The organism is Actinacidiphila cocklensis (assembly GCF_907177275.1).
GTDB lineage: Bacteria > Actinomycetota > Actinomycetes > Streptomycetales > Streptomycetaceae > Actinacidiphila > Actinacidiphila cocklensis.
Map to the genome: position 1 here is coordinate 79,518 of NZ_CAJSLV010000060.1, position 24,276 is coordinate 103,793.

The following is a 24,276-nucleotide window of genomic DNA, read 5'->3' on the forward strand; positions in this document are numbered from 1 at the left end:
CCCCCTCGGGACGGCCTCAGCCGAGGTGCCACTTCTGGTTGGACGTACCTTCGCACTCCCACAACTGCAGGGGAGTACCGGCGGCGGTGCCCATGTCCTTGGCGTCGACGCACATGCCGAGCCGGGTGTTGGCCAGGTCGAGGGAGCTGTTGAGGTTGAACTGCTGCGCCCATCCGCCGTTGCAGCGTGCCAGTTGGATGGTGGCGCCGTCGTCGGTCGAAGCGTTGGCTATGTCCATGCACAGCCCCATGGACCGGACGCTGCCGTCCGACGCGAACACCCACTTCTGCCACGCCTTGCCAGCGCATCCCTGAAGCGCCAGCGGCGAGCCGTCAGCGCCCTTGCGGGCGGACACGCCCACGCACAGCGAGGATGCGTAGCTGACGATCGTGTCGCCGGGTACTGCGGTCGGTGCGGTGGCCGGTGCGTGCACCGGTGCGGTGGTCGGGGCCTTGGAACCCGTCGCGCCGGAGGCCGTGCCGGCAGGGGCCTTCCCGCCGCTGAGAGCGGTGGACTGTCCGGAGGCGGGGCGCGCGACCCGGGACGACGGGCTGCTGCCGGGCTGTGAGGGACTGCCCTGATGCGGGTGGCCACGGGTGACGTGCGGCGTCACCTCCGGTGCACCGCCCTGGTGGGGGGCAGCCGCGGAGGACGAGGGGGACGGGAGCGGCAACCCGTCGGAGCCGGCCGTCGGAGCGGCAGCGGCATCGATGTGCTGCGTGCGCGGTCCGGGGGCGTCACCTTTACCGCCGCTCGGAACGAACGCGAGAGCGCCCAGTCCCAGGGCCGCCAGCACGGAGGCGGCGATCACGGCCCCGACGAGCCGCGCGTTGCGCTCCGGATGGTCCTGGCCGGGCTCCGTGCCCTCGGGTACGGCCGCCTCGGCGGTGGCTCCGGCCGGCAGCGGCAGGGAAGTCCCCGCCGCGGGCGAGACCGCACCCATGGCCGTCCCCTCGACGGCAGCACTGCCGCCGACATCCGCGGACGCCGGTGCAGGCGTCGACGCCGGGAGTTCGGGTGCCGCCGCGGAAACGGTGGCGGAAACGGTGGAGGTATCGGTCTCCGGCTCGGGCGTGGTCCCGGACTCCGCCTCCCCGAGCCAGGGCACCGGCTGCTCCCAGACGGCCGCCTCCTCGTTCGGTTCCGCCGGTCCGGTCCTGTTTTCCATGTCTGACTGTCCGCCTTCGCGTGTGATGGTCACCGGTTCAAGACCGGCAGGGAAAGCGGGGTGTCGGCCCCGCCGGTCGGAAGAACGGTCAATTGCCGTCCGGGAGTCCGAGGAGGTGGGCGACGAAGCTCCTGTAGGCCGCGGGGTCCCGGGGGTTTGCTGCAAGGGCTTGTTCCCATTGGAGAAGGGTGGGGCGGAGCCCGGTCTCCATGAGGAGGTCGCGCAGGTGCTGTCCGCCGATCCAGCGGCCGAGGTCCCTGGTGGCGGCGGCCTGGTCGCTGAAGGCCCCCATCAGGTTCTCCTGCTGCAACCTCTTCAGAACTGCCGCGGCGGCCTTGAACTCGGGCTGGCCGGGACGGGCACCCGTCTTGTCGTAGTCCCTGCTGACGGCGGCGAGGCTGTCGATATCCGGCTGCTTTACCCCGGCGCTGCTGTACAGCGACTCCCGGAAGGCGATGCTCTGCCGCATCCCGATGCTCTCGTACATGATGGTCTTGCCGGCCGACAGCGCCTCGGATGTGCTCTGGTTGCCGGTCGTCATCACGATCGGCTCGCTCGCCTTGAGCAGCGTCAGCATGTCGTCGTGCGGGACACGGTCGGTCGTGATCCAGTGCATCGTCTTGCCGGTGCCGCCGGTGGTCTGCTCCGTGACCGTGACCGTGACCTGCGGGCTCGATTTGGAGGAGATACTCACCAGCCGGACCCTGGCCACCCCGAGCCCCGCGAGGGTGCCCTTCACCGCGTTGTCGAGGTCCGTCGGCATCGGGCCGGGCGAGGACTGGACGACGTGCACGTCGTTGCTCTCCCCGTTCTCGACCTCGGCCACGGTGAGCGCGAACCGCAGCGCGCTCTTGTTGGAGTAGGCGAAGTACAACCGGGAACCAGGGGCGGCGGCGTACTCGTCCACCGTCCGTCCCTGCTCCGGCGGGAACAGCGCGGTGCGCAACTCGCCGGACTCCAGCGCCCGGAGATTCTCCAGCCGGGCGACCCGCCTCCCCCCGGCGTCCGCGATGCGGCTCTGCCGCTGCCGGTATTCCCGCAGGCCGGCGTCGAAGGTGATGCCGACCTCGTCCGCTCCGAGACCGGTGGTGTAGCCGGTTCCGGCGGCTTCCGGTGGCAGCGGATCCTTCTTGGAGTACTCGGTCATCGCGGAGATCGTGCTGCCCCAGGCGCCGACGCTCTGCTGGAAGTCCTTGGTGACGGCCAACTGCGGGGCCACGATCACGTGGGTGGGGGCCACGCGTGTACCGAGTGGGGGGGCGACGGGCTTCACTCCGTCGAGCGCCACGAACGGGTGGCCGGAGTTCCTGAAGAGATCCGGCTCCTTCACGCGTGCCGGTTCGGCGGTCAGAAGAACGATGTCGTTCCTGTTCGCCTCGTTCCGCGGGAAGTGCTCACGCAGCGCGTCGGCGGTCTTGACGCCGAGCATCAAATCGCCCTTGCCCTGGGCCTCGTGGGTGAAGACCGCGATGGGTGCCCGGCCGGTCCACTCCAGGCAGCTGTAGAGCTGGCGGATGAGGCGCGGCACGAGCTGGCTCCTGTTGCGGATGTTCACAGAACCGGCAATCCGGGTGAACGCCCCGTCCTCCAGGGCGCCGTTCGCGCGCGGGCGCAGGTATCTGCCGGGTGCTTGCCCCTGCTCCGCCAACTCGACCCGGGCCTGGGCGGAATTCGCAGCGAAGTCCTCCCACCGGATGCGCTCGGCGACTTCCCTCTGCCGCACCTCGACGGGTGGAGGGGGTGCGACGGGGTGGTCCCGCGGGGCCGGGGCCGAGGAGGCCTGCTGTCTGTCGGCCGCGGGGTCGGACTGCCTTGCGGGGCTGATGAAATGGCGCGGCTTGGGCGGCACTTGCGGGCGGCCGGTCGAGGGGCCTGGCTGGTGGCCGGACGAGGGACCGGACTGCTGACCGGCCGTGGTGAGTCCGGTCGAACGGGCAGGTACCGGTGGGCGGACGCGAGCCGACGTGGTTGCGGCCGGGACGGTGGACGCAGCACCTCCGGGTGCCGACGTCCCCACGGACTGCTGCGCCCGCGGGAAGCCCAGCTCCGCCGCGAGGCTGTCGAGGCTGGTGTAGACCGTACTGCGGGTACGTGCCCCGTCGACCACGGTCCACTTCGGCGCCCACCCCCGGTCTTTCAGTGCCGTCATCACCTGAGCCGTGTCGAGAATCCGCTGGGCATCCTGGGAATCACGTTGCGCCGAGGCGGAGTCCGCGCCGCCCTTCACGCCGCTGAACTCGATCTTCGCGAGGTGGCGTGCGACCGCTTCTGCCCGTGCCCTGAAGTCCAGTCGTGTGAAGGCGGGGCCGCCGGTGCGTTCCAGTTCGCGGTAGGCCTCGATGGCCTGTTCGCCGGTGACCGGGTCGGTGGACAGGTGGTTGGTCAGGTGTCTGTTCACGCGCTCCGGGAGGTCGTTCTCGACGCTCAGTGGTGTGCTGTGCGGGAGTGTGGGGGGTTCGTGGGTTGTGTGGGTGAGGGTGATGACGGTGGTGCGGCGGGCTTGTGGGGTGTCGTGGGCGGGGTCGGTGCCGTGGGGGAGCGCCGGGCCGAGGGACCGCTGGTGGATCCTGAGGTCGCGGGCTCGTACGGCTGATCCGAGTCCGGTCAGGTGTTCGTCGAGGTGTCGGGCGAAGACTTCGTAGGTCTGCCGTGCCCGCTCGGCTCCCAGTCGCAGTGCGCGGCCGAAGTGCGGTTGCCCTGCGACCGATGCGGTGCCATGTCCGGTGATGACGATCTCGGGCAGTCGTGCTCCTGCGCGGGCGCGCAGGTCCGCGGCACGTGCCACGTCGGCTGCCAGTTCCCTGAGACCGTCTGCCTCACGGGTGTCGAGGCCGGTGGCGTCCTGCGAGCCGAACGAGACCACATGCGAGACGGCCTCGGAGCCGGAGCCACCTGCGGAGCCGGAGTCGGACCGGCCAGTGACGAGGACGTCGCCCTGTCGCGGGACCGCGGCCAGATAGACGTCGCCTCGCCGGTAGACGAACGCCCGCGTGCGGATCGCGCCGGAATCGGGGTCGGCCGGGCCGTGGACCCGGTAGGAGCCGTCCTCGTCGACGACGGTCAGCTCGATGCCACCGCTGCGTGCGGCCAGGGCGGCCGCCACGTCCGCGGTCCTGTCGTCCCAGCGGCGGGCTGCCCGCAGATTCGCCCTGAGGAGAGCATGACGCTGCTGCGGGGTGAGGCTCTCGCGCACGTCCGCAGGCAGATGGCCGCCGTCCCGGACGACCCGCTCCGGGAGCCCCGGAGTCCCCCGCAGGAGCTCGGGAACCGCCGTCGCCAGCTCCTGGACGCGGAAGACCGCTCGTGGGTCGAGACGCATGTCCGCCGGCAGATCCGAGGCGGAGGCCCCTCGCGCCAGTGCGGCCGCCTCGTCCGGGCGGCCGCCCGCCACCGCGACCGCGTCCCAGAAGCCGTTGCCGGCGACCGGCTGCGTGCCCACGACACCGTCCCCCTCGGCCCCGGGCATGCGCAGGGCGCCCCCGTTGCCGACCTCGGGCCGGTGCAGGTCGAACACGTGGCTGCGCCCGGCGTCATCGGTCATGGTCATGAGCCGGTGGTCGGAGGCCGCGTCGAAGGACCACCCGTTCCCGGCAGGCTCGCCCTGCCGCTCCCAAGGCGCGGTCGCGTGAGCCCGGTTCACATCGTCGAGCCGTACGTCCGGCCGCGGGGCCGGCGCCGCCGGGGCCTTCTTGGGCGCGGGCGCCGCGGTGATGTTCAGCTCCGGTGCCCTCGGCGGTACGAACCTGACCGCGTCCGGCTCTCCGGTGCCACTCGCCCGCAGATCCGCCCGCTCTTCCGGGGACAGCTGGTACCAGGCGGTGAGCCGGTCGGCGCCCCGCCGGACCCGGCCGAGCTCGGCGGCGAGAGCAACGGCGCGTCGCCTGAGCGTGTCCAGGTCCGTGGCGACCTCGTCCATCCGCGCCTGTGCGGCGGCCAGCGCCCGGCGGGCGGCGGTGACCTCGTCGGCGGCCGCCTGACGCGCCGCGGCCAGCCTTTCTCTGGCCTGCGGCACCCGGTCGCGACGCAGCTCCTCCCACTCGTCGTGGGCGGCTTCTGCGTCGTCCGCGTCCCTGTCCGCCAGGGCGGCGTCGAGCGTGTCCCGGGCGTCGCGAACGGCCTGCACCGTGTCGGTGTCGCGCTGCTCCAGCGTCGCCGCGAGATCCCCGGCCTCCGTCAGCCGGGTTCGCCGGTCCGCGGCCCGGCCACCGCGGCGCAGATCCCAGTAGGCCTTGTCCGCGCCGGTGAAGGCGTCGTTGGCCTGCTTGACCGCGTCCCACGCCGCCCTCGCCGGCTCGGGGTGGTTGGCGTGGGTGAGCAGTCCGAGCCTGGTGGCCACGTCATGCCGCACCCACACGAGCGCGAGGGTGTCGGTCTCCATGGCCTGGGGCACCCGCCGCGCGTTGCCGAAGACACTGTGGACGAGGCCCACCATGGCGCTGTCCTGCACATGGTGGTGGGCCTGCGCGACGCTCAGCCACCTCATGGGGACCGCGAACACATACGCCCGAACCACGTTGTCAGGCTTGATGTTCACCGAGCTCAGCCGGTCGAGCGTCAGGGTCGACGTCGCCGAGTCGGTCACCTGGCCAGCGAGAACACCACCCGGTTGGGTCGTGCCGATGTCCGTGGCGACGGTCGGGCCGGCGTCCAGCGTGCGCGCGAAGGAATCGGTGTGCGCGACAGCCGAACCGCTGCCGTGCGCCTGCCGCTTGGGCGTCTCGAACTTGACGCCGTCCGCGACTGCCAGGAGCCGGGCACCGGAGAAGTCCGGTCGGGAATACAGGGTGAGGCTGCCGTCGACGCCTCCGAAGAAGCCGCGGTGTGTCAGCCCGGCGACCCGATAGCCCTGCGGCGTCAGGGTCTGCTGGTAGAAGGCCGTCAACGCCGTGTCGGACGTACCGTCCGTCAGGCTCTGCGCCGGCCCGGTGCCGGCCCGGGTGAGCGGCGTGTCCTTCGCGCGCGCCAGCAGGTCCTCGCCGATCTCACCACCGTCCGGCAGTACGAGCGACAAGTCCTGCGCAGCCGCCAGGACGAGGGTGTTCGCCGTGTCCAGCGCCCCGAGGCCGACGGCGATGCCACGGACCGCGAAGCCCTCTTCCGGCATCTCGAACGGCCTGTCCGCACCGTCGGGGTGGGGAACGGCCTGCCATCCGCGCGCACCGGTCTCGGGCAGCCGCGCCAACCGGCGGGGACCGCTGCCCGGCGGCAGCGCCAGCTGCCGGGGGCTCAGCGGGTCGTCACCGGGCGCCGCAGGATCCTGGCCCGCCCACATCAGGCTCAGCGGGGCGTGCCACGTGAGCGTACCGGCGTTGCGCCCGACCACGACGCTGTGCCGCGTCCTGACGACCCAGGACCGCCACCACTCGTCGCGCCCCCGCGCACCGCCCGCGTCAGCCGGACGGCTCGGCCCGGCATCCGTGATCTCCAGTTCCAGGCGCAGGTCGTACCGGGTCTCGTACACCGCGTGCACCTCCGTACTCGTCACGGTCGAGCCGAAGACGGTGCTGTCGCTCTGCGTCACGGAGGTCGTCGTCATCGAGGCACCCGTGTGGGAAACGGCCGGCCCCGCGGTCCTGGCGAGCGCGTCACCGGTGCTCGCGCCCTCCACCAGAGTGAGGGTGGCCATCGTCCCCGAGGCGCGGCTGCGGCCCTGCAGAACCGTCTCCGTCGCGTGCCGATGCTCCTCCAACTCCACGCTGTGGCCCAGGCCTTCCAGGCGGACGACCTCTGCGGGGACCAGTTCGGCTCGCAGCCGGACCTGCCGCGAACCGAGCCGGAGATGTTCCCAGCGACTGATCCTGGCCGGCGCGGACATCCCCCTCCCCACCAGCTCGTTGCTCAGAGCGCGGACCGCACGGCCCGACACGAGCCGGCGCAGCTGCTCCAGGTCCGTGTCCGACAGCCCCAGCCCGTGCAGTCGCGTCCCGAACTCGTGCAGCGCGAGGGCCGGGTTGAGCGCGGTGGCGGGCCAGCCGCCGAACGGCCGCTGGTTCAGCCACGGGTAAGGCGTCCACGGCACCACGTCGTTGTACCTGGGGACGTCCCCGAAGCCGTCTGTGATCGCTCCGAGCTGGTGGGCGCTCTTCTCGGGGATGACGCCGACCCAGCCGGCCGGTTGCACCAGCGTCCTGCCCGACACCCCCGCCAGCGACCGCGGAACGAGACCCCCTTCGTAGGCCCCCGCACCGACCCGGCTGGAAGCCACCGCGATCTCGTGCCGGACCGGGGCGGTCACCACGACCTGGTGGCCGCCGACGTCCTTGCGGTTGATCTCCGCACTGGCGGACCGCAGGACGGCCCCGACCGCCGTCCGGTCGAGACGGAACGGAGTCAGGGCCAGCCCGTCGGTGCTGACGACGCCGGTTCCCGCCGCCACGGACTGCATCCCGTTGACCTGCCCGCCGAAGGTCACCGTTGTGGTCCTGGCATTGCGGCCGGATATCTGCATGGCCCCGCCGACGGTGTCCTCGACCTCCATTCTCAGTACCGGGGTGAGGGCCGTCAGGCCGGGCATCAGCGCGCTGCGCTGCGCCACCCGCGTGGTACGGGGAAGGTACGGCGCCGGGGTGAACAGCTTCGTACGCGACCCCAGCGGTGCGGCGTTCGCCTCGAAGTTGGCGATCCTGCCCTGGTACCCCACCGACCGCAGGACCGCTTCGTGCCCCGGCGCTCCCGGCTGGGTCACCAGCCACGAGCCTCCCGAAGCCTCGGCCACCACCTCCTGCGTGACGCGGGCCAACGTCTCACCGTCGGTGACCGCGACTGTCGCATGGGGATGCGCCAGGACCGAGTCCGCGAGCCCGGCAGCGGGGCCGTCGAGCCCGGCGGCGGATCTCTCCAGCCACCGCGGCGTCAGCAGTGCCATGTCGCGGGCGTCCTCGGCCCGCATCGCCTCCACCCGCGGCTGCTCCAGGACGTGATCGGCGACGGCGGTGCGGGTGAGACCGACCGGCACGCTCACGACCACCCGGCCCTGAGCCGGCTCATCGGGTCCGCCGGCACCGGCAGCCCGGGTCACGGCCAGCTCGCTGCGCCGCTCGGTGAAGACGAACGGCTGCGCGCCCAGCAACTGCGCGGACAGCGCACCGCGCAGCCACCCCCGCAGCCGCCAGTAGCCGTCACGCCGGACCCTGAAAGAGACGTCGTAACTGAAGATGTGCGAGCCTCCCGTACCGATCGAGGTCGCCTCGGAGCCGACCGACGATCCGTACCCGCTCTCGGACTCGACGCCGGTGCCGTACCGACCGCCCACGGACACCGTCCCCGCGTCCAGCGGATTGCCGGCGACACCCGGGGTCTTGTCGCGTACGGACGCCACGCCTTCGAGGCCGACCTGCACGGACCGGGCACTGCTCTGCTGCCCGCTCAGATTCTCGCTTCCAGGAGCGCTGAAACGGATCCGCAGATCCTGCTGCAGGCCCTCGTACCGCGGCTGCGTCAGCGTCGCGTCGACCCACACCTGGCGATGACCGCGCGTCAGCCGATGCGACTCGATCAGGTCGATCCGCAGTCCTCCGTCCGCCATCGCGCCCAGGTTCGCCGCCATGTTCTGATACGACAGCGCCTTGTGCACTTCCAGCGTGTTGTGCAGCACCGTCTCGAAATGGCCACTGTTGCGCCATCGTGGATTTCCCGGATACAGCTCCTCCAGGGGCGCGACGAGATCCGGATAGGCGCTGCGGATCTCCCTCAGCACGGCATCGGAGAAATACTCGGGATAGCTCACCGGCCGGCCGTCGACCAGTCTGGAGGCGGAACCGTCGCGAAAAGTCAGCTCCTGCACCCGGCTGAGGGTCAGCATCTGCTGCGTGACGGCGAGTGGCGCGGGCTCCGGTCCTTCCGGCCTCGGCAGCGGCTGCCCCGCCAGACGGTCCGCCTCGCTGCGGGTCAGCCGCACCACCGCCCACGTCTCGTACGTTTCGGTGCGCGGCAGTTCACGGGGCGCGGAAGGCGACAGCAGCGGCAGTCCGCGGTGCTCCGGCCCGCGGGCCGGTCCCGTCACGGTCACCCTCTGCCGCACGAGATACAGGCCGGTCGGGGTGCCCTTGGCCTGCGCGCCCACCTTGACCGAACCCGAGCCTCCGAAAACCGCGCTGCGTGTATGCGACACCCCGTACCGCATATTCACTCCTGCCAGCACGCGCAGGTTGAACGCCGCGGCCAGATGGGCCAGGTTGAAGCCGGGGCCGGCCGAGCCACCGACCTCCGTACCGCGGGACTTTCCCAGCGTCTGCTCGTTGCGCAGCATCGATGTCACGATGTCCCGCATTTCCGCGGCAGTTGTGTCACTGAGCCGGACCAACTCCGTCGGCTCGGCGTGCACCCAGAGGACCCCGCGCGGTTCGGCGCGGTTGCGGCCGCCGTACGGCACGGGGGTCGGTCCCTGGTACAGCGAACGCATGACCGACTGGAGATTCGGAACCGAGAAGAAGTCGGTGATCGGTCCTGCTCCCTTCGAACCCGCGGGGATCCCGGCCAGTTCGAGCGCCCCGTCCCTGATGTGCCGCACAGGGCCGATCGCCTCGACGACCGCCTCACGGAAACGGGTTCGCCCGCTCATGGCGATCGTCCCCGGGAAGCCGGACCCGGTCTCCGGCGCCGCGGAGGTGAGGGAGGCGGCAAGCCGCGCCATGAGGCCGTCGCGCACGGCGAACCTCAAACGCTCGGGTTCCCGGTCCGTGCTCCCCTCGGCGATCGGCGTCCCGTCCGCACCGAGAGGGCGGCCGAGGCGGTCCACGACATGGAACTCGTAGCCGAGATCGTCCAGATGGACATGCGCGCCGTCCGTGCTGCGGGTCTCGGTCTGGTTCGTCAGCTGGTTCTGCAGATTGAAGCGGGCCTGCTTGCTGAACGAGAACTGGAGGTAGGCCCGGCCCCACCCGCCGGCGGGGAGGCCGGCGAGCGCCAGGGGCAGGGTCGGTGCGATGCCCCAGGAAGTGCCGTTGACCGCGACCCTGCCGCTGCCGGCGCTGGACCGCTGCATCACGTCGAGCTTTGTGGGACTGCCCAGTCCGAAGGTGAAACGCTCCCAATTGCCGTACGAGCGCGCGGTCAACCGCAGGTGCACGGGCAGCCCATCCGCGGTCCGGTAGGGGAACGACTTCACCTCGCCGAGGAACTCCCGCAGATCACCTCGCAGGCCACGCCCCACCAGATCCAGCAGAACCTCCGGATGCGCGGGCCGGACGCCCGCAACGCGGCCGAACCAGTCCGCGAGTTCCGCCACGGCCAGATCGGCACCGCGTACTTCGTGCTGCCCCGCCCCCAGGGCGGTCGCATCTGCCCCGATCTGCTCCGACAGTTCACCCGTCATGTACGCGGGTATCCGCGCGCCGTCGCTGAACCGCACGGCCCCGGTCACGACCGGCGGCGGAGGCGCCCCGTGATCGACCTCCGGCGGCCGCCGCCGATCCAACTGCTCCCCGACCGGCAGCAGATGCGACGCGGGTGGGGCAGCGGCGGGACGACGTGACCCGGACGCTCCGGCCGATCCCGACGGTCCTTCCTCCGCGACACGGCCGAGGGCCTCCGGGCGTGCGCCGCCTTTCGTGCCGCTGAACTCGATCTTCGCGAGGTGGCGTGCGACGGCTTCTGCGCGGGCGGTGAAGTCCATACGTGTGAAGGCGGGGCCGGCTGTGCGGTGCAGTTCGCGGTAGGCCTCGATGGCCCGCTCGTCCGGGACGGGTTCGGCGGACAGGTGGTCGGTCAGGTGTCTGTTCACCCGCTCCGGGAGGTCGTTCTCGATGCTCAGTGGTGTGGTGCGCGGGGGCGGGGGGTTGTCGTCGGCTGTGTGGGTGAGGGTGATGACGGTGCGGCGGCGGGCTTGGGGGGTGTCGTGGGCGGGGTCGGTGCCGTGGGGGAGTGCCGGGCCGAGGGATCGCTGGTGGATCGACAGGTTGTCGGCCCGCAACGGTGATCCGAGTGCGGCCAGGTGGTGGTCGAGGTGCTGTGCGAGGACGTCGTAGGTCTGCCGAGCGCGTTCGGCACCCAGTTGCAGTGCTTGGCCGAAGTGCGGTTGTCCTGCGACTGATGAGGTGCCGTGGCCGGTGATGGTGATCTCCGGCAGCGGCGCTCCTGTGCGGGCTCGCAGGTCCGCGGTACGTGCCACGTGGGCGGCCAGCTCCCTGAGCCCGTCGGCCGCACCGGCGTCGAGGCCGGTGGCGTCCTGCGAACCGAACGAGACCACATGCGAGACGACCGGCCCGGGGACGGCAGCGGACGCCGGCAACGGTACGAAGGCCCCGCCATCGCTCTGGGGCACGGGCTCGGCCTCGGGAACGGGACGGGGGACGGGGTCCACGCCCGCTGCTGCGGCCGGCGGCTGCAGGGCTCGTGCGGTGGCGCCCGTCTCGGTCCCACCGGTGCGCGGCTGCGCGGCCGCGGCCTCGCGGCTCGTCGCTGTCGCTGTCGATCCGGCGGAGGTCGCGACGGCAGCGGCCGGACCCGACGCCGTGCGCATGGCCGATCCCGCTCGGGTGGTGCCGGTGGTGTGGCCCTGCTCTGCCGCGGCAGCTGCGTCACCGGAGGTGGTGGCGGGACGGTTCGCGCCCGTGGCAGCCGACCCGGGGCCGGTACCTGCTCCGCCACCGGTTCCGGTTCCACCTCCGGTACCGGAGGTGGTGCGGACGGATGCGACCGCACCGGAATCAGCCGCCCCCCGGACCCCGACGGCGCCGAAGGAGGACGCGGTGCCCGACGTCGTGGCAGTGGCAGTGATCCCGCTGACCGCCTCGCGGGCTCCGGTGGCGCCGCCCTCCCTGCCGGCGCCAGGGGTGGTGCCGCGGGATGCGGACGTGCGGACCTGCCCCGTGCCCTGCGTCTCCGTGCCCTGCGCCCCCGCGCCGACCGTCCTGCCCGCACCGGCCCCCGCACCCGCACCACGACCCGCACCGGCGCGGGCCGTGGTGCCGGCGGTCGCGGTGTGACTCGCCGTGAGCGCGGACTTCATGCCGAACATGTCCTGCTTGCCCGCGAACCCGGCCGGATCCATCGTGGCCGCCCCCGACGCGGCCAGGCCCAGTCCCGCAGCGGCGAGCCCCGCCAGACTCGGCACATCCGTGTTCACCCGGCCTGAGCCACTGCCGCCCTTGCCGAAACGGAACTTCTTCCCGCCTTCCAACCCGCCGGCGAGACCTGACGTGAACGAACCGATCCAGGTCGCCACGTCGCCGAAATCCCCGTCGATCGCGGACATCGCCACCGACGACACCACACCCGAGATGGCACTGTGGACCACGTTCCCCGCCAGCGAGCCCGCGAATTTCGGCGCCGCCAGCCGGCCCGCACCGAACACCGCACCACTCGTGCCGCCGCTCACCGCACCCGACTCCGCCGCGGACGCCGTCGCCTGCGCGTCCCACTGCTTGCGGTGACCGGAGATGAACTGCATCAGCTGGACCAGCACGTCACTGGCCACACCCAGCGCGGTGCCCACCGCCACACCCTCGACCAGCGACTTCAGCAGCATGAGCACGACCGCCCGCGCCCCTGTCACCGCCGCCGGGATCGCCTCGGGAGCGAAGAACAGGTAGTGCAGGATCTGCAGCGCCAGCAGCACCAGCTGCACGATGATCATGAGCTTCGTGTACTCGACCTGCACCGCGGTCTGATCGCTCAGATCGCCCAGCTGGTTCGCCGCCTGTACCAGCCCCGGGGCCAACGACTCCAACTGCGTGACGAAGTCGCGGAAACCCTCCGCGATCCGGCCGTCGACGCTCTCCAGAACGCCCGCGCCCACCGAGCCCAACGACCCGCACAGCCCGGCCAGTTGACGCGACGCCTCGCCGTACGCCCCGGCCAGCTGGAACAGGTGGGACTCGCTGCTCTGCGGCCACTCCTGACCGACCGCCAGCGTTCCCACCCATGCCAGCTCCGGAGGCATCTCGATGTCGCCGTCAGCCACTCACGATCACCCTCTCAGACCTCACACCTCAGACCGCACACTGCACAGAACCCGCCCTAACGCACCGTCCCCTTCGGAGCCCCACCGCCGGAGCCGGAGCCACCGCCTGAACCGGAACCGGAACCGGAGCCGGGAGCGAGGGCGTGGGACTGCTCGACGGCCTGCTCCTCGACCCTGCCGAGGCCGCTGCTGGTGATCTGGAGTCTGTCCTTGACCTCTTCCCAGGCGTTGCCGATGCCCTCGACGGCCTTCAGCAGGGCATGCGAGTCCGGGTCGTGCGACGCCCTGAACGCCTCCGCCGCCGCGTCGTGACCCACGGCGTCGCTATTGGCGGAGACGCTGGCCTGCAAACTCCTGCCGATGTCCTTGAAAGCTCCGGCAACCATCAGGAACTCCGGGGCGACCCTGTCCAGACCCTCGGTGTCGACAGAGATGTCAGCCATGGGAGTTCCCTCGGAATCCGCGGTCGATGGCGTCGTGTGCGTTCTGCGGCATCACCGGTTCTTCGGGCAGGACGGTCGCCGGATCGGCCTTGCCCTGGAGGAGGCCGAGCACGTCCCATCCGGCCGGGAGCTCGTCGGCGAGGATCGAGGCAGTGCTCTGCAGCACCTCGGACCTGGCCTGCTCGATGGTGGCCAGCAGCACGTCGGCGAGCTCCTTCGGGGGCATCCGCCGGTAGGCGCCGGTAGGGAACTCAATCGCGGTGACCTCGCCTTGGGCGCCGACGGTGACCTTGACCGCCTGGCGGGGGCCGGTGACGGTCGCCGTGGTCGCGTTGATCCGGCGCCGTATCCCGGCAGCGGACTCACGCTGCCGGTTGTACTGCGCCAGCAAGTCCTCGATCTGCTGGTCGTATTGGCCGGGCACGTGCACCTGCTTTCTTCTGGGGAGCTGCGGACTGCGGGTGAGGGCGGAGCTACAACGCCGTGGTCGGCCTGCCTGGGACGGCGCCCCAGGCGCTCTCCTCCTGGACGAGGAGGTCCGCGATTCCCCGCCCGGTCTCCCCTCCTTCCGCCGGCTCCTGCGCCGGAGGCTCCTCCGCCTCTTCCTCGGGCTCCTCCTCGCTGAAGGTGAGCGGCTGGACGGCGCTGACGGAGGACGACGCCCCAGGGGCACGGCGTTCGGGCTGCCAGGTACTCAAGGGCTCGCCCGCTTCACCTCCTTCTTCCGCCTCGGAGCCCGACGCCGCCCCCTGCTCCGCGGGTAGCGCCCACAGCAGCGGTACGAAGGCGCCCGCGCCCGCTGCTCCGACTTCCCAGGCGGAGATGTCCTCCTCGCCGCCGCCGCCGCCGCCGGCGGACCCGGGCCGGGGAAGCGCGGCGCTGCTCTCGTCGCCGGGCAGCGGCTGCCCGGCGGGTCCGGCCGCCACGGGTGCGGCAGCCGTCCGTGTCCGCTCCCCGCCGCCCTCGCGGTCCTCGCCGGCCCTGCGGACCCCGGCGGTGCGGGCGGCGGTGTCCGGGGCGCCGAATCCGGCCAGGTAGGGAACACCGGGCAGGGAGCCCTCCGGTGAGCCGGCCTCGTCGCTGCCGGTGGTCTCCTCGCCCTCCCACGGCTCGGCGCTCGGGTCGAGCAGCCCCGAGGCGTCCGTACGCTCCCCGGCCGCGTCCCTTCCGCCGCCGGGGGCGCCCATGCCACCGCCCATGCCCGGCATGTAGGGCATCCCTGCCGACGTCGCCAGCCCCGACGGCATCCCGGACTCGGTCGCCAGTTCGCCGGCGAGTCCGTCGCCGAGCGCGTTCGCGCGTTCTTCCGCGAGTCCGTCGGCGAGTGCGGCGGCGCGGTCTTCGCCGAGACCGGTGCCCCCGAAGGCGGCGGGGTCGGCCGTCGACATCCCGTCGAGTGCCTCGTCGGCGGCGGCGAAGCGGCGGGTGCCGAGTCCGCCGAGTCCGCCGAGTCCGGCGAGTCCGCCGAGTCCGCCGAGTCCGCCGAGTCCTGCGAGTCCTGCGAGTCCGCGGTAGGCGGACGGGTTGATCGCGTTGTCGAGGGCCGACGGGTCGAAGCCGCCGTTACCGGCGCCATCGAAGCCCGTACCGTCGAATCCGCTCCCGCCGGTGACGTCCAGGCCGGCAGGGAACGCGGCTGCACCGCCGAGGGGGCCGGGGCCACCGCCGAGATCGCCGATGCCGCCCCCCGCGCCGACTCCGGTGTCTATTCCGGTGTCGGGCATGGCCGACAAGCCCGCAAGACTCTGGGGGTCGGGTCCACCCGGCATGCCCGCGAGGCCGCCACTGCCCGGATCTCCGCCGCCCAGGTCCAGGCCGCTCGGATCCACGCCGCCCGGATCAATGCCGCTCGGATCCACGCCGCCTGGGTCGATGCCGCTGGGATTTCCACCGCCCGGATCCCCGCCGCCGGACGTCGGGGGCTTCACCGGGACGGGCGTGATGATCTTGTCCACCGTGACCTGGTATGCGGAGGCCAGGCTCTTGAGCACGCTCCGCATGTCCTGGTTCATCATCGGGACGACCCCCTGCGCCTGGCTCACCGAGACCGTGGTGCCACTCGACGAGACGCCCATGTTGATGGCCTGCTGGACGTACCAGGACTCGATCTCGACGATCTTGTTCTGCGCGCTCTGGAGGGCGGCGGCGTTGTCGGCCAGCTGCTGGGGAACCGAGTCGTAGCCGGTCGAACCACCCGACAGAACGGCGGCGTTCGCCTTCACCTGGTTCGAGAAGTTGGTCGTCATGACGACGAAGGAGTCGGCTGCGCCGCCCTTCCAGGGGCCGTCGTCGCCCGCCAGCGCGGCCGTCTGGTCGACCAGGCTCTTCGCCACGCCCTCCAGAACCCGCTGGACGTGGTGGAATATGACGGCGGCGTCCTGCAGCGACTGGGGATTGGCGACGTCCCGCGCGTGGGTCATGTTCTCTGGCGTGACGGGTCCTGACGCCATGCCGCAGATGGCCGCCTTGATCTGCTTCCAGTCCCAGGTGTCGTAATCGGCGACGCTGCCGTTGGAAGTCCCGTCGGGGTTACCGAAGATGACTCCGTTGCCGTCCTCGACGAAACCGCCGCTGTTGTAATCCACCATCGTCGTTCTCCTCTGTGCGCCCACCGGCCCGCCGGTGTCCCGGCGGGCGCCCGGCGGAACGGCGGATCCACGTCAGGCCGTTGGCGGCTGCGGGTCGCTGCTGCTGTTCGGCGCGGAGCCGCCGGCGGCGGTCATCATGGTGTTGAAGTCGACCGGCGTGTTGCCGAGCGCCTTGGCCAGGTCCTCTGCCTTCATGCCGTTGGCGTCCTCCGTCGTCGTGTAGTCGTGGCTCAGCTTCCGTACCCCGTCCCGCATGTCGGTGAGGCCGGTGGACAGGGCCTTCAGGGAATCGCCGAGGCTCTTCATGAGGCCCGCGTCGTCGTTGGGACCGTTGACCTTCTGCCGCATGGTGTTGGCGTGGTAGAAGGCACCCGGGGCGATGTTGACGGTGGCGAGACGAAGGATGGCCTCGCGCACCGGCGCGATCAGCATGTCGATGTTCTGGGCGAGCAGGTCGAGCGACGGGGTGCTGACCGACGTCCCGCCCGATGCGCCTTTGGCACCGGGCACGGGCGGCGGCACGAACGACCGCGGATCCGGGACGTAGCCGTGGTGCAGGACGTCCGGGGTGGTCGGGGCGGCATGGGGCGTGTTCTGGGTGAGCCCGGGTGAGGAGGCGGGTGGGCTGGGGGGCGGAGCGGAGGGGGCGGGGTTGGGGTTGGAGCTCACTCCCGCGAAGGGATCGGGAGCACTCATGTCACTGCTCCCACAGGCTCATGCCCTGGCGCTCACCCGAGTGGTAGGCGTCGTTGATGTCGCCGAGCGCGCTCGTGGCGTTCTGGGACTGGACGACCATGTCGGCGGCAGCGGCGTCCCACTTGGCCTTGACCACGTCGTACGTGCCGCGCGCGTCGCTGGTCCATTCGCTGAGGTTCATCCTGGATGCGTCGTCCAGGTTGGTCAGGGTCTCCTGCAGCTTCTTGCTGATCGCGGCCATCTCGCCGACGACGTACTCGACCTGGTCCATCTGCACGGTGTAAGTGGGCATGGTGACGTTCCTCGGGGTGTCGGGGTGTCGGGGGACGGGTTGCAGAGGTGCGGGGGTGCAAGCGGTTCTAGAAGCCGGGCAGCCGCTGGGACATGCCGCTCTGCAGTGTTCCGGCCGCGGTGACGGTGGTCTCGTGGGTGTTGGCGTAGCTGCCCGTGTTGGCCTGCAGCTTCTCGAGCATCAGGCCGAGCTGGCTGCGGACCGCGGAGAAGTCCTGGAGCCAGCTGTCCATGGCGCTCTGGAAGGTGCTGGACGCGTCGCCGGTCCAACTGGCTCGCAGGGCCTCGATCTGGCTCGCCATCTGGGTGTACGAGCTGTTGGCCTCGTCCAGGGCGGTCTGGAAACTGCTCTGCGCGGACTTCATACCCGCGAGGTTCACCGAGGTCTCGGCATTGCCGGCCATGGCCACTCCTCTTCTGATCAGTGTGGTTCGTGCTTGTCATGACAATGGTCCGTGAGATCGGCCGGGCAACCCGGCCCGATGGTGGGCCGGCTGCCCTGCCGAGCCGTCTGTCTGCCTCTTCTTCCGGTCAGCGGACCGCCTGGCGGTCCGCCACCGAGGGGAGTTCGGCGATCAGGTCGTCGAGGACCAGCTCGCCGGCTCGGGCCCGTCCGGCGATACGGTCCGCGAGCCGGTGCGCTCCGCGGGCTCCGTGGTCAGGGTCCTGTGCCGCCAGTGCCTCCACGATCTCGTCGCTCATGGTGAACCCGAGTGCGGCAAGCCGCCGGCGGGTCAGTTCGGCGAGACCGTCACCGGTCCAGGCCGGCAGGCGCAGGTACTCGGCGAACGCCGCTGCCAGGTCTGCGCGTTCGTGCATCAGCTCCATCAGGCCCGCCCCGCTCCCGGACAGGATGAGCACGGCGCTTCCGGAGTCGCGGGCGGCGGCTTCCTCTGCCAGCGCGTCGATGACCGTGTCGCGTTCGCCGGGCGGGCGGTCCTCGAAGGCGGGGTCGAGTTCGGCCACCAGGACGCCGCCCGACGCCTGCCTGAAGGTATGAGCCAGATAGCGGCGTGGCTGAACAGGCCAACGGGCGGGGACGGTTGACAGCGGCAGGTGTGCGATCGCCCCCGACGGGACCACACCGCACTCGGCGAGGTCCCGGCCGTAGGCCGCGGCCACCGCCCTGCGTCCGCTGCCCGGTGGGCCTTCCAGGACGACATCCGCCAGACCGGCGGCTCCCTGGCCGAGCTTGGACAGGAGGTCGGCACGGGCGGTCAGCGCCTCGGACACCGGTCCGACACCGGTCAGCGCGGCGAGGTGGCGGGGAGCCGCAGCGGCCGGGACGGGCGTGGTGACCGCGGGAGCGGGGTCCGCTGTCGGGGATGCGACCGGGGCAGCCGCCTGGGGCGCCCGAGGAACGTCGGCGGCGACCAGGCGGCTCAACTCACCGTCGTGATCGCCGGCTTGCGTGGCCAGCCGGGACGCCTGGGTACTGATCATCGTCTCGAACACCTGCCGGGCGACACGGCCGTTACCGAAGGTCGAGCCCTTGGGGACATCCTCGAAGTAGCGGTGCACGGCGCCCACCGCGTCGTCGGCCAGCTCGTAGCAGTGCTTGGCGCACAGATTGCGGACGATGGTGACCAGCTCGTCCGAGGAGTAGTTGGGGAATTCGACCGTGCGGGCGAAACGCGAGGCCATGCCCGGGTTGGAGGCCAGGAAGCGGTCCATGTGCTCGGAGTAGCCCGCCGCGATCACCACGATCTCGTCGCGGTGGTCCTCCATCAGCTTCATCAGCGACTCGACCGCTTCCTGGCCGAAGTCCGGGCCGGTCCCGCGCGACTGGTTGGTGAGCGTGTAGGCCTCGTCGATGAAGAGCACCCCGCCCAGGGCACGGTGGAAGACCTCGGTGGTCTTGATGGCGGTGCCGCCGATGATCTGGGCGACCAGGTCGGCGCGGGCCACCTCGACGATGTGCCCCTCGCTGAGGATGCCGAGTTCGGCGAGGACCGCCCCGTACAGTCTGGCCACGGTGGTCTTGCCGGTGCCGGGCGGGCCGGCGAAGACCAGGTGCCGGCTCATCGGCGGCATGGGCAGGCCCATCTCGGTACGCCGCTGGGTCATCTTGTTGAGGTTGATCAGCCCGGTGACCTCGTGTTTCACGCTCTCCAGGCCGACCAGGGACTCCAGTTCGGCCAGTGGCCCGGTGTCGGAACCGCCGGCTGGCCCCTGCCGGGTGACGGGAGCCTCCGGCATGACGTCGCCCTGCTCGTGCCGGCCCGCGGCGGCCGGCCGGTCCCGGGCGTTGTCCGCGACAAGGCAGTTGCTCAGGTCGGCGCGCGCGTCGGCGTGGGCGTTGACCCCGTGCCCGCGCGCGCCCGTCATCCGGCAGCCGAACGCGGTGAGCGTTCCGTTGCCGAGTACCCGGATCGCATCGGTGGCTGAGTCGGTGAACTCGCTGTCGTGGGCGACCATTTCGGTGCCCTCGCCGACGACAGCACCGCAGCCGTGCAGTGTGCAGCCGGCCAGGAAGGCACTGGCGGCCTCGGTCAGCGCGACGCCCGGGCCGTCCCCGCTCAGGTCGATCGCGCTGTCCCGCAGGGTCACTTGCGCGCGGCCCTGTGCCCGCATACCGGCGCCATGGGTGCCGGTGACGGTGAGCCGCTCGAATTCCGCGGCGGCGGAGTCGGCGACCTGGACGGCAACGGTCGCGGCGTCCCGGACGGCAAGTCCCTGGGCACTGGCGGTGGTTCCGGCACCGGTGATGTGGAGCCCCACAGGGGAGCCGGTGATCTCGCAGTCCTCGAAGCGCGGGCGGGCGCCCGCTGTGACCTGGATGCCGCCGCGTGCCGCTCCGGCCACCGTGCAGCGGCGCAGGTGGGGCGTGGCGCCGTCGGCGATGTGCACGGACTGCCCCGCCGATCCGGAGAAGTCGCAGTCGGTGAGGGTGGTTTCCCCCCGCCCGGTCAGGTACGCGTCCGCCACCGCGCTGCCGGAGACGGTCACCCGCAGCAGTGCGGCTCGTGCCTCCTGCTCGACGGCGACGGCGGGCTTGGCACTGCCGGTGATCCGGGTGGACTCCACGGTCGCGCTCGCCTGGCCGTTGACACAGATGCCGTTGCCGCCGGGGCGGTCCAGACGGCATTCCCGTACGTCCAGCCGGCCCTGCTCGGCGACCACGACCGCCGACGATCCGGTCCCGGTCATCTCCGTGTCCTCGATGACGTTGCCGCCGCGCGAGGTGACGACGACGCCCGCGCCGTTCGGGTTGGCCACCCGGCAGCCGCGGGCCGCCAGGACGCCCTCGTTCCACGCCAGCACCGCGGTCCATGCCGCGCCCTCGATCACACAGCCGTCCAGCTCGGACTGTCCGCGCCGCAGGTCGAGGACGGGGGCCTCGGCGTCGGCGCAGGACAGGACCAGGCCGGTGAGCCGGACCGCCTCCGCGTCCACGACGACGGTGCTCCCGGCCGCCGAGTGCACCCGTACGGTCCCCGCGCCGGACTCGGTGGCCAGGGTGACCGCACGGGTGATGTCCAGGGCCTCCTCGTACCGTCCGGGGGCGATCGTGATCAGCGCTCCGTCGGCCGCCTCGGCCAGCGCCCCGGCGATCGAACGGTGGGCTCCCGGGCGGTCAGGGGACACCAACAGCAGCTGCCTGCTCACGGCTTGGCTCCTTCTGTGCCGCCTGTGCGGCCCGGATCGGGGTCGAGGACCAGTCCGGGCGGATCCGCGCTCTGCGCCGTCGCGTCGGTGGCTGCCTTCTCCAGAGCGTCCAGGATGTTCCCCAGACCCTTGAGGGCGATCTCGTCGTAACTCGTGGGCCGGCCGCCGTCGCCGCGGGTCTCCGACGGCGAGAGCTCCCGCATCAGAACGGTGCTGCCTTCCGTGCGCAGCACCTTGAAGGTGGTTCCCGGCAGGAACAGCACCCGGTCGGCCGGATCCGGGTCCAGCGAACCGGTCCGCCGGGCGGTCATGGACCAGATCAGGATGTCGGTGGCGCCCTTGCCGCGCGGCCCCGTGTGCAGCGACGTACGGGCGTGGCAGAACCCCCATTCGGTGACCGGCCGGCCCTCCCGGTACCAGGAGCGCTCCGCGTCGGTGAGCCGGGTCCGCAGCAGGGCGGGTCCCCGGTAGGAGGGCAGCCTGCGCAGTCCGGCCGTCACCAGGCGGGCCAGCGGCACGTGGGGTCCCGCGGCGGCCGTGCGTACGGCGGCGTCGACGCGGCGGCTGTCGCCGGACAAGTACAGTCGCACGGCGACCAGTTCGGTCAGCGCCTCCGCGGCCTCCGTCCTGGAGCCGCCGCGCAGTCCCGGCGATTCGGACATCACCCGCTGCACGGAGCCGGCGATGGCGTTGTACTGATCGCTGAACGTCCTGCGCATCCAGTCCCGTTCCCTGGCGATCCCCCGCTCGGGGGGTATCGCGCACGCGGCGGTGTCGGGAACGGGCTGCACCGTGACGCCTCCGGCCTCAGCCGGCCGGGCGGCCACCGGGTCGGGGGACGGAACAGCGGCGGGCGACGGGTGCGGACCGGCCTGCGGCTCGCGGACCGCTTCCGACTCCGCCGCGGGTATGCCGGACTCCAGCCGGAAGCGGGGGGCTGCCGGCCGTACGGTCCGCTGGGGCGGTGCGGGCCGCGGCCCGGCTTCGGACGCAGCGGCCGGATGCCGACCTGCGGCCTGCGGCTCGGGGCTTCCGGCCGCAGCCGTGACAGCTTCGAGGAGCGGTGGGGTGAGGTCCGGAGCCAGGCCGGAGCCGGACTCGGTGCCCGGAGCCTGCGGTGCCGGTATCTCGCGTGCGGCGGCGGCCTGGGTTGTCGCGCGTCCGGACTCCGTCTGCACGCGCGGCAGGGCCTGTTCGGCGGGCGGCGGCTCGGCTGCGGGCACTGCCGCACCCGCCGCCGGGGGCGGGGAAACGGCGGCGGCCGTGATCTCCTCCCCGCCGGCCACCCCGGCGGGAGCCGTACCCGCACCGATGCCGCCCTCGCCGGGCAGAGTGTCCGGCTGGCCGTCGGGGGCGTACGGTGCCTCTCCGGCCGGCGGCATCCGCGTGTCCCCGGCCGCCTCGTCCGGCCCGAGGGGTGAGGCGCCGCCCCCGGCCGGGACGTAGGCCGGCGATTCCTCGTCCGCAGCCCGTCCAGGCGCGCCGGACGGCAGCTCGGCGCAGAGAATCACCTCGTGGTCGAGAGCGTCCGCGAGGCACTGGCCGGGAGCGAGGGACTCGGGGATGTCGAGCGTGCCGTACAGATGGAACCTGACCGCGGACCGGGCGTCGGGCAGGACGCTTTCCCAGTAGCGGGCCACGTCGTCGAGAGGCAGGGGCGGCGCGTCGGGGCTGCCGAGGACGACCAGGAGCCGGCGCGGGTCGGTGGGGACGGTCACCACCGCGCGCCGGTGGTGTTCGGCGAGCCGGCCGCGGTCGGTGTGGCGCAGCCACACGCCGGACGCGACGGGCTGGGCGGTCGTGTGGCGGCCGACCGCCCGGGCACGGCCCGGCAGGGAGAACTCCCAATCCGGCGTGGGGAACCGGTGGGAGTCGGTCTCGGCGGCCAGGCCCGGCCGGAACCGGAGCCAGGCGGCGTCGTCACCGGGTACGAACAGGCCGCCCCCGGCGGTCGGGAGGACGGCACCGTCGGGGGCGACCACCTCGCGGCCGAGCCGGTCGGCGATCTTCCCCGCGGCCCGGCGTACGTCCTCGCCCGTGTCCCGGCCGAAGACCATCCGCAACCCGCCGTACCGGGAGGACGACAGCATCCTGGCCACCGCGGGCCACTCCTCGGCGAGGGCGCCCGCGGGCAGGTCCACGACGACGAGGGTGTGCTGCGGGTCGCGTGCGAGCCCGCCCGCGAAACCGGCCGCTCGCGCGTCGATGCGCTCCCGGGGATGGATCAGTACGGCGTCGCCGACCGGTGTCGCCCGCAATCGGAGCCTGCCCACCCGGCTCACCCCTTCCCCGCCGCGGACCGGCTCAGCACAGGACCGTCGGGCAGGAGGGCGAGGACGCCCGGCGGCAGGGAGATGCGCCTGCTGGTCCCGCCGATGCCGAGGGCGCGGGCCGCGTCGTCGTCGGCGATCAGGTACTTCAGCCCCTGTTCGGTGATGAGGTACAGGCTGCGGCCGCCGGCCGGTACGGCCAGGACGCCCCCGCCCGCGGGCAGGAGGACCCGCAAGGGACCGGTGCGGCCGACGGTCAGCGTCCGCCGTCCGCCGGGGAGTTGCTCCACGCAGACGGTCTCGTCCCGCAGGGGGCGGACGCCCAGGACGTCCGGGATCCGGTCGGTGGCAGCACGGTTCGCCGAGACCGGGGCGAGTGCGATGTCCGTCTGCTCGACCTGCCTGGGCTCGGGCGCTCCGGGGCGGGCGGCGAGCAGCGCGTACGCGGTCGGGCTGACCGGGACGAGCCCGTCGGGGCGGAGGAGGTAGTGGCGCTCGGTGCCGCCCGTGCTGGTGCGGAAGAGCTGCCCGACCCGGGCGGCACGGCCGGCGACCTCGCCCGCTGCCGTCCCGGCCCCCGGCAGCGGGGGTGCCGCGAGAGGGGCGCCGGTAGGGAGGGATCCGAGCCAGTCGGCGGTGGCCGTGAAGGCGGCCTGGTCGTCGAGGCCGAGGGCGATGAGGGCGGCGCGGTCGGGAACCGGGTACTTGACCGAGCGCAGGACCAGGTAACGGGTACCGCCGGGGTCGCTGACGAGGATCTGCCGGTCGGCAGGCAGGGGGCGCAGAGCGGTGGTGGAAGGGCCGAAGGCAAGGCTCTGCCCGGCTCCGCCGGACCCGGGGCCGGGCAGGCAGCGCGCCCAGGGACCGGCCGCCAGCGCGGACGCCTCGGGCACGGTGTCGGGCGCGCCGGGGATACCCACCGGCGCGCCGTGCGCGATCCCGGCCAGCGCGTTCGCGGAGAGCGTCTCAGGGGCGGTCCGCTCGCCCGTGATGAGCAGCGCGGAGGCGTAGTTGCGCAGGGGGCGCAGGACACCGCCCACGTACACGTAGCGGTTGCCGGTGTCCTCCTCCAGGACGACGGTGCCGTCCTTGCGCCAGTCGCTCTTCGGGGCGGGCCGGATCAGGCCGTACACGCCGAACCCCGCGCACAGCAGGACCACCAGGGCCGCCCCGAAGACCGAGCCCAGCGCGGACCGCCGGGTAGGGCTCTCCCCCCGGCCCGCGTCGCCGCTGACGAGCGCGGAGGCCAGGCGGCCCATCGCGAACTGGTAGGCCTGCACGTGATCACGTCGTGTCTGCACGTCCGCCC

The 24,276-nt window shown here is 72.3% G+C and carries 11 protein-coding genes; all 11 read right to left on the reverse strand.

Annotated features, from left to right (window positions below):
* Positions 1–16 precede the first annotated feature (16 nt).
* The 11 genes from NFU81_RS21420 to eccB all read right to left on the reverse strand — a co-directional run bounded on the left by NFU81_RS21420 (position 17) and on the right by eccB (position 24,268).
* Positions 17–1,168 (reverse strand): ricin-type beta-trefoil lectin domain protein, encoded by a 1,152-nt coding sequence (locus NFU81_RS21420; protein WP_251492296.1) that lies wholly within the window; start codon positions 1,166–1,168, stop codon positions 17–19.
* Positions 1,169–1,256: 88 nt separating this feature from the next.
* Complete coding sequence (locus NFU81_RS21425) at positions 1,257–13,070, reverse strand: WXG100-like domain-containing protein (RefSeq protein ID WP_251492298.1); 11,814 nt, start codon at positions 13,068–13,070, stop codon at positions 1,257–1,259.
* Between the two features lie 56 nt (positions 13,071–13,126).
* Entirely contained in the window at positions 13,127–13,513 is a 387-nt protein-coding gene (locus NFU81_RS21430) for a hypothetical protein (protein ID WP_251492299.1), read from the reverse strand.
* Complete coding sequence (locus NFU81_RS21435) at positions 13,506–13,937, reverse strand: YbaB/EbfC family nucleoid-associated protein (RefSeq protein ID WP_251492300.1); 432 nt, start codon at positions 13,935–13,937, stop codon at positions 13,506–13,508. Before NFU81_RS21435 ends, NFU81_RS21430 begins: the two co-directional genes overlap by 8 nt.
* Positions 13,938–13,986: 49 nt before the next feature.
* The gene (locus tag NFU81_RS21440; protein ID WP_251492302.1) at positions 13,987–16,101 is read right to left on the reverse strand and encodes a hypothetical protein; all 2,115 of its coding nucleotides are present in this window, start codon (positions 16,099–16,101) and stop codon (positions 13,987–13,989) included.
* A 72-nt stretch (positions 16,102–16,173) separates the two neighbouring features.
* A complete protein-coding gene (locus tag NFU81_RS21445; RefSeq protein ID WP_251492304.1) occupies positions 16,174–16,797 on the reverse strand; it encodes a hypothetical protein in 624 nt (207 codons plus the stop codon).
* 1 nt (position 16,798) lies between these two features.
* A complete protein-coding gene (locus NFU81_RS21450; protein ID WP_251492306.1) occupies positions 16,799–17,089 on the reverse strand; it encodes a WXG100 family type VII secretion target in 291 nt (96 codons plus the stop codon).
* Positions 17,090–17,156: 67 nt separating this feature from the next.
* The gene (locus NFU81_RS21455) at positions 17,157–17,492 is read right to left on the reverse strand and encodes a WXG100 family type VII secretion target (RefSeq protein WP_251492308.1); all 336 of its coding nucleotides are present in this window, start codon (positions 17,490–17,492) and stop codon (positions 17,157–17,159) included.
* A gap of 127 nt (positions 17,493–17,619) precedes the next feature.
* The gene (locus tag NFU81_RS21460) at positions 17,620–20,697 is read right to left on the reverse strand and encodes a right-handed parallel beta-helix repeat-containing protein (RefSeq protein ID WP_251492310.1); all 3,078 of its coding nucleotides are present in this window, start codon (positions 20,695–20,697) and stop codon (positions 17,620–17,622) included.
* On the reverse strand, positions 20,694–22,970 hold the full coding sequence (locus tag NFU81_RS21465) for a hypothetical protein (RefSeq protein WP_251492311.1): 2,277 nt from the start codon (positions 22,968–22,970) through the stop codon (positions 20,694–20,696). The genes NFU81_RS21460 and NFU81_RS21465 overlap by 4 nt, the downstream gene beginning before the upstream one ends.
* Before the next feature lie 5 nt (positions 22,971–22,975).
* Positions 22,976–24,268, reverse strand: coding sequence for a type VII secretion protein EccB (gene eccB / locus NFU81_RS21470; protein WP_251492313.1), 1,293 nt, complete (start codon positions 24,266–24,268; stop codon positions 22,976–22,978).
* Between the last annotated feature and the right edge of the window lie 8 nt (positions 24,269–24,276).

Bases quoted from the DNA above. Each gene is read 5' to 3' on its own strand.
- NFU81_RS21455 (WP_251492308.1), bottom strand. From the start codon at position 17,492: ATGGCCGGCAATGCCGAGACCTCGGTGAACCTCGCGGGTATGAAGTCC.
- NFU81_RS21430 (WP_251492299.1), bottom strand. From the start codon at position 13,513: ATGGCTGACATCTCTGTCGACACCGAGGGTCTGGACAGGGTCGCCCCG.
- NFU81_RS21450 (WP_251492306.1), bottom strand. From the start codon at position 17,089: ATGCCCACTTACACCGTGCAGATGGACCAGGTCGAGTACGTCGTCGGC.
- NFU81_RS21440 (WP_251492302.1), bottom strand. From the start codon at position 16,101: ATGGTGGATTACAACAGCGGCGGTTTCGTCGAGGACGGCAACGGAGTC.
- NFU81_RS21420 (WP_251492296.1), bottom strand. From the start codon at position 1,168: ATGGAAAACAGGACCGGACCGGCGGAACCGAACGAGGAGGCGGCCGTC.
- NFU81_RS21445 (WP_251492304.1), bottom strand. From the start codon at position 16,797: ATGAGTGCTCCCGATCCCTTCGCGGGAGTGAGCTCCAACCCCAACCCC.